This window comes from Psychrobacter aquaticus CMS 56, from assembly GCF_000471625.1.
In the GTDB taxonomy this organism is placed as follows: Bacteria; Pseudomonadota; Gammaproteobacteria; order Pseudomonadales; family Moraxellaceae; genus Psychrobacter; species Psychrobacter aquaticus.
On sequence record NZ_AUSW01000034.1, the window covers coordinates 143781 to 157104 of the forward strand.

10 protein-coding genes are annotated in these 13324 nt (G+C 43.1%); 3 read left to right on the plus strand and 7 right to left on the minus strand.

Annotation, left to right across the window (positions count from 1 at the left end):
• Nucleotides 1-6 precede the first annotated feature (6 nt).
• The 5 genes from pncB to M917_RS10230 all read right to left on the minus strand — a co-directional run bounded on the left by pncB (nucleotide 7) and on the right by M917_RS10230 (nucleotide 8335).
• Nucleotides 7-1233 carry a nicotinate phosphoribosyltransferase gene (pncB, locus tag M917_RS10210; RefSeq protein ID WP_021814759.1) on the minus strand — a complete coding sequence of 409 codons (1227 nt, stop codon included), beginning with the start codon at nucleotides 1231-1233 and terminating at the stop codon, nucleotides 7-9.
• Between the two features lie 433 nt (nucleotides 1234-1666).
• The gene (gene msrAB / locus M917_RS10215; RefSeq protein ID WP_021814760.1) at nucleotides 1667-3469 is read right to left on the minus strand and encodes a bifunctional peptide-methionine (S)-S-oxide reductase MsrA/peptide-methionine (R)-S-oxide reductase MsrB; all 1803 of its coding nucleotides are present in this window, start codon (nucleotides 3467-3469) and stop codon (nucleotides 1667-1669) included.
• A 454-nt stretch (nucleotides 3470-3923) separates the two neighbouring features.
• On the minus strand, nucleotides 3924-4802 hold the full coding sequence (locus M917_RS10220; RefSeq protein WP_021814761.1) for an ATP-binding cassette domain-containing protein: 879 nt from the start codon (nucleotides 4800-4802) through the stop codon (nucleotides 3924-3926).
• Nucleotides 4803-4905: 103 nt separating this feature from the next.
• Entirely contained in the window at nucleotides 4906-6849 is a 1944-nt protein-coding gene (locus M917_RS10225) for a glycine betaine ABC transporter substrate-binding protein (protein WP_021814762.1), read from the minus strand.
• Between the two features lie 106 nt (nucleotides 6850-6955).
• Nucleotides 6956-8335, minus strand: coding sequence for a coniferyl aldehyde dehydrogenase (locus M917_RS10230; RefSeq protein ID WP_406622050.1), 1380 nt, complete (start codon nucleotides 8333-8335; stop codon nucleotides 6956-6958).
• Nucleotides 8336-8794: 459 nt separating this feature from the next.
• Here M917_RS10230 and lipB point away from each other — a divergent pair, with 459 nt between their 5' ends.
• The 3 genes from lipB (at nucleotide 8795) to M917_RS10245 (ending at nucleotide 11020) form a co-directional block, all read left to right on the plus strand.
• Nucleotides 8795-9664: a lipoyl(octanoyl) transferase LipB gene (gene lipB / locus M917_RS10235; protein ID WP_021814764.1), complete on the plus strand. Its 870-nt coding sequence runs from the start codon at nucleotides 8795-8797 to the stop codon at nucleotides 9662-9664.
• Nucleotides 9665-9845: 181 nt separating this feature from the next.
• On the plus strand, nucleotides 9846-10376 hold the full coding sequence (locus tag M917_RS10240; protein ID WP_021814765.1) for an inorganic diphosphatase: 531 nt from the start codon (nucleotides 9846-9848) through the stop codon (nucleotides 10374-10376).
• Nucleotides 10377-10552: 176 nt separating this feature from the next.
• Nucleotides 10553-11020, plus strand: coding sequence for a hypothetical protein (locus M917_RS10245; protein ID WP_021814766.1), 468 nt, complete (start codon nucleotides 10553-10555; stop codon nucleotides 11018-11020).
• 291 nt (nucleotides 11021-11311) lie between these two features.
• On the opposite strand, the gene M917_RS10250 is transcribed toward M917_RS10245, so the two are convergent.
• Together M917_RS10250 and M917_RS10260 are read right to left on the minus strand one after the other, a co-directional pair.
• Nucleotides 11312-11641, minus strand: a complete 330-nt coding sequence (locus tag M917_RS10250) for a hypothetical protein (protein ID WP_040642589.1) — start codon at nucleotides 11639-11641, stop codon at nucleotides 11312-11314.
• 777 nt (nucleotides 11642-12418) lie between these two features.
• Nucleotides 12419-13306 (minus strand): SDR family NAD(P)-dependent oxidoreductase, encoded by an 888-nt coding sequence (locus M917_RS10260; RefSeq protein WP_021814768.1) that lies wholly within the window; start codon nucleotides 13304-13306, stop codon nucleotides 12419-12421.
• Nucleotides 13307-13324: the final 18 nt, after the last annotated feature.

Consider the following 13324-nt stretch of genomic DNA (forward strand, 5'->3'; position numbering starts at 1 on the left):
CGCTCTTTATTCAAACTCATCAACTTCAAACACTTGGCGCAAATAGGCAAGATACGTGTCATTATTAATCATGGTCTTGCCTGGACTGTCGGACAGTTTGGCGACTGGTTGTCCATTGCACTCAACCAGTTTTAGGACAATGTTAAGCGGTGTTATGCCCATGTCGTTGGTGAGATTGGTGCCAATACCAAAGCTGGTTCTAATGCGGCCTTTGAAGTATTGATGCAACTCCCATGCCTTTTCGAGATCCAAACCATCGCTAAAGGTCAAGATTTTCGTCTTGGGGTCTATCTTTAATTTTTCGTAATGCGCAATGGCCTTGTCGCCCCAAACATAGGGATCGCCACTATCATGACGCAGACCATCAAAAAGCTTGGCAAAATACAAATCAAAATCCCGTAAAAACGCATCCATCCCCACAACATCGGTCAGTGCAATCCCCAAATCACCACGATATTCGTGTACCCACGCTTCAAGCGCCGCTTTTTGTGAATCACGTAAACGCACATCCAATGCCTGAAAGGCCTGCATAAACTCATGCGCCATGGTGCCTATGGGCGTCATACCCAGCTTTTTTGCCAAATACACGTTGGACGTCCCACTGACGATTTTTGGCTCGGCTTTGTGCAAAGTCTCAACCACATGAGCCTGCCACGCTTTGCTGAATCGTCTGCGAGTACCAAAATCAGCGACGATAAATGGCGGTATATCATGGCCGTTTTTCGTTTGTTCTGCTGCATAGTGATGTAACAACTCTACTTTTTCATCCAATCTGCGCTGCCCTTCTGCAATCACTCTGGCATTGGATAACGCATTAAAATAAAGTTCATTGACAATCGCCAGCACAAAAACCTCAAAAAACATGGCCTGAATCATTGGGCCTTCAATATCGATAAATAGACGGCCTTGACCATCGGTACTGACGGTGATAAAACGGCGTTTAAGCTTAAACAACTCTAGGTAATCCACAAAGTCTGAGCGCATAAAGCGTAGCCCGCGCAAATACTCCAGCTCATCTTCTAAAAAACGCAATTCACATAAACTGTCTAATTGTTTCTCTAGTTGTTCTTTGATGTCAGACAGTGGATAGATGGCATCTTTATTATTACGACAACGGAAGCGATAAACACCATGTGTCTGCGGAAACTGATGTAACATGGCTTGTAACATCGTAAATTTGTACAAATCATTGTCAAGTAATGAGGTAATGATAGGTGCATCGGTAACGGTCATACTATGGCCTTAAAAAAGCTAAAATAAGAAATAAGCGTCACCCAATACTCAAAGCGACATCATAATGTGGACAATGGACTAAAGAACGCATAAATGCCCAATGAACCGCTAAGTATAACGAAGTTTTCGGTTGATTTCAGAGTTCACGATTGCTTGCAGCAAAACTACTACGATTGTGCGCAGTCTTTACAAAAATATGGCCAGAATCTACGCCAAAAAAAGACGCTAAGAAAATGCTTAACGTCTTTTTTTATCATCAACTGTTTTTACCTACTGCTATAGTGGCTCTTAAATAAAATTAGGATAAATACTATCACCCGCTACTGAGACAAATTTTCCTTGCTTGCTGTGCCTGCGCAGCTCGATGCTGCGAAAAATTTATCTCAGTAGCCCTGCATTTATTTCATAGTAGATAAATGATATATCAATGCAATTACGCTTTGACCAATTTGACCAATGGCGCATAGCCTGACTGCGGCATCACATCGACTGGAATAAACTGCAAAGCGCCACCGTTGATACAATAACGCAAGCCGCCACGATCTTTTGGACCATCAGGGAATACGTGACCGAGATGCGAATCAGCAACCCGTGAGCGAATCTCGGTACGCACCATGTTAAATGCTTTGTCTTCATGCTGGGTAATCACTTGCATGTCAATAGGCTTGGTAAAGCTTGGCCAGCCGCAACCTGATTGATATTTATCGGTTGATAAAAATAACGGCTCACCACTGACGACATCGACATAAATACCGGGAGCAAATAAGTTATCATATTCGTGGCTGAAGGCACGTTCAGTACCTGCATCTTGAGTGATATTATATTGTGCTTTGGTCAAAGTATTCTTCAAAGCACCTTTATCAAACCCAGCATATCGTTTGGGATCTAGTGTCTCGGCGACCGTACTAACGGGAGTAAGCTTGGTACGGGTCGTGCCTTCAGGTTTGTCATCGGCAAGGCTTAAGTCAATATGGCAATAACCATTTGGATTTTTTGCCAGATAATCTTGATGATACATTTCAGCCAAATAAAAATTGTCTAGCGCTTCATTTTCAACGACGACTTTTTGCTTATATTGACTTTGCACCCGCTTAAGCGCGGCATCAATTACTGCTTTGTCTTCTTTATCAGTATAGTAGACACCTGAGCGGTATTGTACTCCGCGATCATTGCCTTGCTTGTTTAGGCTGGTTGGATCAATCACGCGGAAGTAGTATTTTAAGATAGTGTCCAGATCCGTTTTGTCCGCATCGTAAGTGACTTTGACAGCTTCAGCATGTCCTGAACCACGAATCACTTGCTCATAGCTTGGATTGGCCATATCACCATTGGCGTAGCCTGATACCGCATCTACGACGCCATCGACCCGCTCCATATAAGCTTCTACGCCCCAAAAACAGCCGCCAGCAAGATAAATTGAGCGCGTGTTAATCGCTTTGCCTTTGTCATTATAATAAACCCCATCTTTTTGCTTGATGGTCTCAATCTTGCTGTTGCTGTCTAACGTTTGCGCGTTTGCAGGTTTGGCAGTGCCCGCTTTTAGCTCAGCAAAATCGTTGTTGGCATTTTCGGCAAGCGCATAGGCTTGCTCTGCCGATATATTGCCTTTGACTAAATGTACTAAATTGCCGTTTTTATCAAGTATCGCCCAGCTTGGATACACCTGCACACCAAGCTTGTTGATCAACTTGCCTGACGCATCAGACAAGACAGGTAACTGTGGATAATCTGCTTGAACACCAGCATACCAAGTGCCAAACTCACCATCCGCTTTTTCATTCAAATGACCAGGACTGACCACGGTCACGACATTCAAATCAGCAAATTTTGGATCGGTGCGCCACTCCTCCGTTTCCTCGAGCGTTCCCAAACAAAGCGGACACCAGCTTGCCCAAAATTTCACCAAGGTGGGTTTATTAGGATCAATTACTGCGGCCCCCGTGTCACCCAAGCCTTTGGTCAATTGCGGCAATGCCTGCATTTGCCCCAGCATATCAGATGGCAACATGTCACGTGAGCTGTTTACGCCGCTGTTTTGCTTGCCTAATTTGGTGCTACTGCTCGCATCATTTTCCGCACTGCTCATTTGTCCACAAGCAACCAATATGCCTGCACTCAATACTGTCGTGATACCAAACGCACGGGCGTTTTTAAACCAGCGCGATGAGGCACGTGATTTTGTCGCCAATGTATTAACATTGCTGTGGTCATTACTGTGAATCTGTTTGTGTGACATGATATGTCCTTTTTACGAAGTCTTGCGATCATATACTTGATGATAGTTGGCAGTAGGCTAAACGAGTTTGACGCAGCTAATCGTATTTTTTGAGTTTGGTATTAGGTAGACTTAACAGTATACCTCGATGGTCGAGCCTACATTAATAGTAAGTTGTGCGCTGCTACACTTTTTTAACAACGTAGCAAAAGTAGCGATATAGAGAAATGGCTAACATGACGACTCATGCTTGAATATATATTTAGGGGCTGTATAAAATCCAACCATGACGCTGACAGAGACTATTTGTGAGTTCTATAGTGAGTTTAGTATAAAAACGAGTCAGCGGGACTGGACTGGAATGAATTTTTCGTAGCCTCTGTCTGCGAAGGCACAGGAAGCCAGAAAAATTTATACCAGTTCTACATTGAAATATAATGTAGCTGTTTTATTTAGCTTCGACCATATATAGCCCCTAAGTTTTGGCACTCATAAATTGTGCCACATAGTCATCCGCTGGATTGTGACGCAAGTCACTTGGCGTGCCTGTTTGTACCAAACGTCCACCATTTAAGATGCTAATGCGTTGACCTACTTTGACGGCTTCATCGATATCATGAGTAATGAAAACAATGGTTTTATTCAAGCGCTCTTGTAACGCTAATAATTGGTCTTGCAATTGGGCTCGAATCAGCGGATCAAGCGCAGAAAACGCTTCATCCATCAGCAAAATTGGATTGTCCGTTGCCAAAGCCCGCGCCAACCCAACCCGCTGCTGCATACCACCTGACAACTCATCAGGATAACTGCGCTCCAAGTTTGACAGCCCAACTTCATGGAGCCAATGTCGAGCAACGTCATGGCGCTCCTTGACACCCATTTTGCGCACACGCAAACCATAAGCGACGTTCTGTATGACGGTCATATGTGGTACTAAGCCAAAATGCTGAAAGACCATACTGACCGTTTGCTGACGATAATGTTGCAGCTCTTTGTCATCAAGCGCCAATATATTGATAGACGACGATGATGTTTCAGTCTCTGCTATCTTTGCCATAGTAGAAGGTTTTGCATTGATAGAAGTATCGACCCATATCTTACCGCTGGTTGGGTCAATCAATCGATTGATATGACGTATCAATGTCGATTTGCCCGAGCCTGATAATCCCATAATACAATGCAGCTCACCCGCCTTGACCGCCAGATTGATATCGTAAAGCCCAACCGAATAGCCCGTTTTTTCTTTTACTTCGCTGCTATCCATACCTTCTGCTAGTAATGCCAATGCAGCCTGTGCTTGCGAGCTACTGGCATTATAGATTTTACTGATGTTCTCTAAGCGGATATGATTCATCGTGGTTCTCGCTATTGGCACTGTTTTACGAACAAGGTTTTATGCGCATGGTTGTCGTTACGTTGGTCATTAATTCTGTTATTTACTAATAATTAGCAAGCAACTAATCAATCGGCCGTCTGCCAGCGTCAATGGTTTTTTGTCGAGCGCGTTTGCCTTGGCCAAATGCTTGCGTAATACGGTCAATAATAATCGCCACGATAACAATGGCTGTCCCTGCTTGTAAGCCTTGACCGATATTGAGCGTTTGTATCGATTGCAATACGTCCTCGCCAAGACCCGGCGCTCCGATCATAGACGCCAATACCACCATAGAAAGTGACATCATCACCGCTTGATTGACACCTGCCATAATACTGGGCAGCGCTTGTGGTAATTTGATCCAAATGAGTAACTGCAAATGTGTGCTACCAAATGAGCGCCCTGCCTCCACCATCTCGTGATTCACTTGCGTGATACCTAGCGTTGTCAAACGAATGAGCGGCGGCAATGCATATATAATGGTGGCAAATAGCGCAGGCACTTTACCAATACCAAATAGCATCAACACTGGTATCAGATAAACAAAGCTTGGCATGGTCTGCATCACATCCAATATAGGCGTTACAACCTTGCGCAGTAGCTTACTGCCTGACATAGCAATGCCAATAGGAATACCAATCACCACTGTGACCAACACCGAGACGATGAGCAGTGCCAAGGTATCAATCAATGCGCCCCATAGTCCAAACGCCCCAATTAAAAACAGTCCCGCGCCGCATGCCAGCGCAAACCAAATCTTGCGTACGCCGAACCAAGCCAACACAGTCACCAGCGCAATAATCAACCATGGAGGAATAACGGTTAATAGACGCTCAATCGGTAGCAATAGATACGTCAGTGCCATCGTACTAATCGTACGAAACACGTCCCCATAATTTCGGACGACGCTTGCTAAGGTATTATTCAGTGGGGTCTCAAGTGACCAAGAAGGAAAGCGTGATGACAGACCAAATGGATTATCATTGGCGGCATTGTTATTAACGACACCAGTGTTAACGACAGCAGCGCCTGTTAAACTAACACCCAAGTTAGCCGCAAGATTGGTGGCCGCTTCTTCAGACAACCACGATTGCCAAACCTTTGGATTTTCCCGTAAAAATACTAAAGCTTGCTCTTCTCCGCTACGTTTATTTTCACTCATCTCCAAAATAGCACCATTGAGCGCATCAGAGGTGAACTGGACTTTTTTGAATACCTCTGCCAGCTCAGGATTGGTATCGATAAATGGCGTAGAGACCGCAATACCTAAAGGGGATACAGGAAATCCAGAAACGCAATCGGATGTGCCATCCGCCCGTAATAAATCTTGCCAACAGGCGTCGTCATGGGCAGGAAACTCTAATGGCGCAAAGTCATATTTCGCCATCAAGCCAGTCGGCTGCCAGTAATAAAATAATAGCGGTTTGTGCTGCTCAAAAGCAGAGGCAATCTCGGCATCAAGCGCCGCCCCAGTACCAGGCTGAGCGTTGTTAAAGATACTGTCCAAACCTGTATTTTTGAGTAGACGCGTATTAAAAATCTCACATGTCCAACCAGACGGACAGTTCATGAAGCGTGATTTGCTCGGGTTTTCAGGGTCTTTAAATAGCTCAGCATATTTAGGCAGATCTTGATAGCTGCGGAGACCGGGATTTTCTTCTAGTACATAGCTTGGCACATACCAGCCTTGGGTTGCACCGCCTTTGAGCGTATCGCCAATGACTGCTACCTTATTTGCTTCAATGGCTTGCTCCATGATTGGGGAGCGTCCAACCCACTGCTCGCCAATAACTTGGATATCATTCTGTGACAAGGCGGTCTCAAGTGCAGGCCCTGCCCCCGGTACCTCTTCAACCGTGCAGTCATAGCCATCTTCAGCGATGTATTTGAGCACACCAGAGATGAACTGACCGCTCTCCCATGTCAGCGCACCAAATTTGATTGGTGATTCGCAAGCGGCAGAAGCCGATATGGGCAGTAACAACGCACTCATACACAGTAAACTTAACGCAATCCATTGGCGCATGGTCTGTCCTATTCAATACGGTTACTTTAAAATAATGACTTTAAAATGATTACTTTAAAGTTATTATTTCAAAATGGCTATTTCAACACGCTGATTTTAGAAACGTTTACTTTAAAAACAGTGCCATGGCCTTTTTGAATAGCCCACCGTAGGGAGGCAACAATAAACCCATACCATTGAGTTTGGTTTGTACAAAGACAGGTTTCATATGGCTTAAACGCTCAAATCCTGCTTTACCATGATAAGCACCCGTACCAGAGTCTCCAACCCCACCAAACGGTAAATCATGCTGCGCGACATGCATAATCACTTCATTAATACATAGGCCACCAGAGACTGTATTATTACGTACCTTTTCTATCCCTCTGTGGCTATCACCAAAGACATATAGCGCCAATGGCCGTGGACGTGAATTCACAAATTGGATGGCATCATCAAGCGTCTCATAATGCATCAGCGGCAAAATCGGCGCAAAAATCTCGTCCTGCATCACCTCACTCTCAGCAGCAGGCTCACTCACAATCACTGGCGGCATGAGGCGCGTTTCTATATTAGCCTTAACGTCGGTAAGCTCATGTATTTCTTCACCTGATAACGCATCCAAATAGCCTTTTACGCGCTTAAACTGCTCACCATTGATGATGCGCGAGTAATCTGGGTTTTTCTCAATATTGGGATAGTGCTTAGCCATCCACTCTTTTGCTAGATTAATAAATTGCTCATGATACTGACGCTGAATCAACACATAGTCAGGGGCGATACAGGTTTGACCAGCATTCAAGGTTTTGCCCATCATCACGCGATTGACCACGGACTCTAAATTAGCATCCTCTAATACAATGACTGGTGACTTACCACCAAGCTCGAGGGTCACTGGCGTTAAATTCGGTGCGGCAGCAGCCATGACCTTTTTGCCCACAGCAGTGGAGCCAGTATAAAGCAGATGATCAAAAGGCAGCTCACTAAAAGCAGCAGCGATATCAACTTCGCCCAGCACCACACAAATCATATCAGGTGAAAAATAGCGCGCAATCGCATCAGCAAACGTTTGGGCAAATTGCGGAGCGGCCTCACTCATTTTAATCATGATTCGATTGCCCGCCGTGAGCGCATCAATCATCGGCCCTATCGCCAAAAACAGCGGATAGTTCCAAGGCACCATAATACCGACCACTCCTAATGGCTGTGGCTGAATCTCATTATGAGCGGGCCTATAGAGCGCTGAAATAGAGACGCGCTGAGCTTTCATCCATTTTTTGCCATGTTTCTTGGCATGGCTGATACCTGTAAAGCTGGGGAACAGCTCGGCGAACTGGGTCTCTGATTCGCTACGATAGCCAAAGTCTGCACTGATTGCTTTCGCAAAACTTTCTTGATTATCGCTCAACATAATTTCTAGATTGTCTAATTGGGTTTCGCGAGTGCCCCAATCATTGATCGGTTGTGTGCGGCTTAGTGTCTGTAAACGCGAAAACTGCGCTTGCATCTCCTCAATCGTATTGGCTGTGCTCAGGACTTTGAGCGCTTGTCGCTGCACAAGATCCGTCGCGTTTGAAGTTTGCTCATTGAGGGTTTGATTATTGTCTGTCATTGATCTTCCTTGTCATATGCGTTGGTGTTCACAGGCTACATTGGGGAAAAGACTGCGTACTTCTAGTCAGATGCTCACTTTGCTAGCTTGCCCTGACCATAAAATTCATCAGATTCCGTTCATTATACTTTAATGTAGCGCATCGATTGTTCAATGAACAGTAGATTACGTTAACTATTGCGTCTGTATGAAACAAGAAAGTGTGAGCAGATGTTTTTGAATTTTTCTTCATTACGCGTATTTCTGGAGGTGAGGTAATGATAAGATATAGTTTTGTGCGACTGTCTTTAAAACAGCCACACACTACATCGATAACCAGTTTTTAAAATCGGCAATAATAAGATTACTACTCTCATGCAAAATACCACGCAACCCCTTAACGACACACTTATCCGTAAATCTCTGTCAGCGGCTGACTATGTGACGACTCTCGATGCAATGTTAGCGCGCACCCTAGCGCGTATTGATTTAAAAAAGCAGCAAGGACTGCGCACGCCTGACGAACTATGGATTGTCGATCATAATGACGTCTATACGCTTGGCCAAGCAGGTAAAGAAGAGCATATTTTGCAACGAACCAACACGCCTATCATCAAAACCGATCGCGGTGGTCAGGTGACTTGGCACGGTCATGGGCAATTGGTTATCTACTGGTTGTTTGATTTGGACAGCTTGAGCTGGAGTGTGCGCAATTTGGTTTCTCACGCTGAACAAGCGATCGAAGATGTTATCAATGAGTGCTTGCTCGATACCGCCTCCTCTGACAATGCCAACATCAGCGCACGCGCACGCCGTGATGCGCCGGGCGTTTACTTGTATGCTGATATGCCTAACCAACGTAATGGTGAGACCGATGCTGCTGATGCCTCCACTGATAACACGATTATGCTGGGCAAAATGGCCTCACTTGGGTTCAAGATCAAGCATGGCTTTAGTTACCATGGCATCGCAATTAATTTAGATTGCGACTTATCAGCGTTTAACGCCATCAATCCCTGCGGTTATGCTGGCATGCAAATGTTACGGCTGTCGGATTTTGTAGCGATGAATCGTGATATAAGTGACGATATCAATACTAATGCAGATAAACCTATTGGTAATCCTATCGATAGTCAGCAAACGCGACACTCTATAAGCTATGAACAAGTGACCCAAAAGCTCATCGACAACATTGCCAAACGGCATGCTGGGCTGATTGAATTGCGATCGATTGCGCCTAAGTGATTTCTTTGAGTCCGTTTTTGCATAATATCTTGCCTGCTTAGACTTAAGCATTGTGAGAAAACTCAAGCCAAACTTGTTATAATCACATGCAGTACAAATCGGATGCCGCAATAATCTTGCGACGTCCCTAGCTGAACTCTCTTATTCAAACACCTAAAACAAAAGCAAATTGGAGCACTTTATGGCAGATTTTAACAAAATTTTGGACGCAGGCGACGTAGATGGCGGCATCATCAACGTAGTAGTAGAAATACCAGCTGGTAGTAGCCATAAAATTGAGTGGAATCGCGAATTGGCTGTATTTGAGCTTGATCGTATTGATCCACAAATTTTTGCTAAGCCTTGTAACTATGGTTTTATCCCGCAAACCCTTGACGAAGATGGCGATGAGCTTGACGTATTGTTATTGACTGAGCAACCGCTACCGACGGGTATTTTCTTAAAAGCCAAAGTCATCGGTGTGATGAAGTTCGTTGATGATGGTGAAGTCGACGATAAGATTGTTGTCGTACCTGCTGATGACCGTGATACAGGCAATGCTTACAACAGCTTAGATGATCTGCCAAAGCAGCTTATCAACCAATTAGAGTTCCATTTTAGCCACTATAAAGACCTGAAAAAAGCAGGCACGACTGTGGTCGAATCTTGGGGTGACGTAGCAGAAGCCAAAGAAGTCATTAAAGAGTCTATCCAGCGCTGGAAAGACCTGTAAGTTATCAATAATTGGCATTTATGCTAATACAGATAGTTGCTATTAAAATACCGCAGTCATCGTGATTGCGGTATTTTTTTGCTTGGATGTTAGGTGCGTAAAATGGTTATAATAAACTGTACCATATATTCGTAAGTTTACGACATTTATAGATTTATGCCGCCATAAGGACAATCATGTTTAACCCCGACCCCAGCTCAAAATCCGTCAGTACAAAATTGCCAAAAGCGGTCATCATGATGATCGAAAAAAACAACTTAGTGATGGCCATCAAAACATTGGCGGCCGACGAAAATATCAGTATGGATGAAGCCAAGCTACGGATTGATGCCTATGAAACCAAATTAAAGGTGGAACAGCAGCAGAAACTCAATACGATCGCGAGCAAACAAGGCATCTCTAACCACGCTATTAGTTTTGATAGAGAACAAGAGTCTGATGATGATCTCGACCCTCTGATCAAAAACCGTATCAAAACCACTAAGCAGAGTCGAGGTTTCAAAAGCTTGCAAGAGGGAGTTGATAGTCAGCTTAACAACTTAGGCTACAAAAAACCGCTACTGCCTTATTGGTTAAAACGACTATTCGTTATTGCGATAGTTATGCTAGGACTGTTTTGGATATTGTGGCGGGTATTTGGTTAAGTACCAAAATACTGGATTATCATACTTCAGGTAAAACAGTCTACCGATGAGCTGCGGCCTTTTTGACATTTGAAGATTTGGCCTATTCCTCATCTAAATTATAGCAAATTTTTTGTATTTAGCAGCTGCTCTAGGTTGCTTGGACTGTAGTCACTATCCTTGGTGCAGTTAACTCCTAAATCTTTTTACTCCTTCCTATCTAGTTGGTAAATATTTCTATTTTACCATTTTCGCTACGATTTCTGTTGTCTTTTTTCACTCTGCCAAAATAATTTTTTCTATTTATTACTATCATCTTTTATGTTTTAAAAGCTCTACAGCATCATCATAAAAATCCATATTGAGTAGTTCATTGGGACTTTTAGGTAATGGGTTAGAAGAAGCTTCGTAGTGAATAACTCTTTTTCCTAAGTTATATTTTGGGCCATTAGCCGATTCGTTACATTTGACACATTTATAAGTATTTCCTTTTTCTCCAGTAGGAATTGCTATATAGCCACAGCCACAATTGACTGCATGTGCCTCTAAAATTTTAGCGTTTATGAATGTTGGCGAACTGAAATCCTCAGTAGCCATTCTCTTAGGTTTTCTACTAAAAATAGATTGTATTTTCTTAATCATTCGCATTTACTCCTAAAATAATCTAAAATTTTTGGAATACTGAAAACTCGTGTATACGTTACGTTAATTACCTAATATTAATTAGATTGTTTAGGAGTGTAGTAGCCCACTCCTATTTTATATTGATATGTAAATTTATGTATGCAATTATTTATATGTATAATTACTTTCTTCTTTTGGCGCAAATCTGTCATTTCTAATAATGAGCAGGAATATAAAGGTATCGATGAAAAGGATGTTTTTAGTAGTCAGTACGTTGGTGTGGCATTAACGGTATTGGCCAAGACGCAAGCGCAACAGAAAATAAGTATCGAGTTAAAGGTGAAAATACCTCATTTTTAAGCCCGCATATACCGCTAAGTGTTTTTCTTTTAACTGTAAAGATGACTTTTATTAGGGCGTGTCCTCATTTCAAAAATGGTGATAAAAATGAGATAAATTGCCGTCAAACAAGGAAAATAGCGCAGATATTACCTAGCTATTTGACGCAGTTTGGCAAAATTTAGCCATTTTTATTCCATTTAAATGATTATCGATTAAATTGAGGACATGCCTAATATAACAGACATTATATTAAATAGTGATGAATAGATTTTGATCATAATAAGCCGCTAAAAACAAAAAACCTTATAATCTCGTATTCCTAACAATTAAATAGCCCAAAGAACTCTAATTTTTTACCCATTTATATAAACATTAATGTACTTTTTTAGGCATTAAAAAAGGATACCGCAGTATCCTTTTTTGTTTTATCTCGAGGCTAATAAAACCCCTGTTTTAATGATGCTCACCAGGAAGAATTTTGGCGAAGGCACGCTGAGCGAAGTTGGGTTTACTGTCCGTCGTTTGGGCGGCAGTCGAACTCGGAAAAATCCGATAGCCAATCGACTGAACACCCACATTAAAAGCTGGCACCAATGAATAGCTGGCCGAGGCAAATTTACCCATATTACTGGCAATACTGTTTGGCTTATGAACAATCGCTTTTGCTACCATCATCGCGGCTTCATCCGGCATTAGCGCAGGCATATAACGATAAAGCTTGGTAGGCGCAATCATCGGCGTACGTACCAATGGCATAAAAATATTGGTTACTTTAATATTGTCACCTTTGACTTCAGCCGCTAAACAACGACTAAAGGCGTCCAGTGCAGACTTAGATGCGACATACGCTGAGAACCGCGGGCTATTTGCCAAGACACCGATTGAGGAAATATTGACGATTTGACCAGTTCGACGTCCAATCATCGTCGGCAGAAAACCAAGAATGATTTTGACCGCACCAAAGTAGTTAACATCCATGGTACGCTCAAAGTCATGAAAACGATTGACTGACTCATGCACTGAACGACGAATCGATCGACCCGCATTATTCACCAATACATCAATATGCTGAAAATCTTCAAGAATTTTTTTACTGGTTTCCTCAATATCATCCATGTCAGTGAGGTCACACGGGTAATAACTGGCTTTGCCACCAAGTGCTTCGATGTTTTCTTTGACCATCTTTAACTTGTCTTCGGTACGTGCCAATAAAATAACATGAGCACCGCACTCACTAAGCAAAAAGGCAGTGCGTTCACCAATACCACTTGAGGCACCGGTGATGATGATATTTTTATCTTGAACGGTTTTGGTTATTGTTTTTTTCGAGGGATTAGCCATAAAAAGTCCTTTTCACTT

Excerpts from the sequence above, each read along its gene's own strand:
- pncB (WP_021814759.1), bottom strand. The coding sequence starts at position 1,233 with ATGACCGTTACCGATGCACCTATCATTACCTCATTACTTGACAATGAT.
- msrAB (WP_021814760.1), bottom strand. The coding sequence starts at position 3,469 with ATGTCACACAAACAGATTCACAGTAATGACCACAGCAATGTTAATACA.
- M917_RS10220 (WP_021814761.1), bottom strand. The coding sequence starts at position 4,802 with ATGAATCATATCCGCTTAGAGAACATCAGTAAAATCTATAATGCCAGT.
- M917_RS10225 (WP_021814762.1), bottom strand. The coding sequence starts at position 6,849 with ATGCGCCAATGGATTGCGTTAAGTTTACTGTGTATGAGTGCGTTGTTA.
- M917_RS10230 (WP_406622050.1), bottom strand. The coding sequence starts at position 8,335 with ATGCAAGCGCAGTTTTCGCGTTTACAGACACTAAGCCGCACACAACCG.
- lipB (WP_021814764.1), top strand. The coding sequence starts at position 8,795 with ATGCAAAATACCACGCAACCCCTTAACGACACACTTATCCGTAAATCT.
- M917_RS10240 (WP_021814765.1), top strand. The coding sequence starts at position 9,846 with ATGGCAGATTTTAACAAAATTTTGGACGCAGGCGACGTAGATGGCGGC.
- M917_RS10245 (WP_021814766.1), top strand. The coding sequence starts at position 10,553 with ATGTTTAACCCCGACCCCAGCTCAAAATCCGTCAGTACAAAATTGCCA.
- M917_RS10250 (WP_040642589.1), bottom strand. The coding sequence starts at position 11,641 with ATGATTAAGAAAATACAATCTATTTTTAGTAGAAAACCTAAGAGAATG.
- M917_RS10260 (WP_021814768.1), bottom strand. The coding sequence starts at position 13,306 with ATGGCTAATCCCTCGAAAAAAACAATAACCAAAACCGTTCAAGATAAA.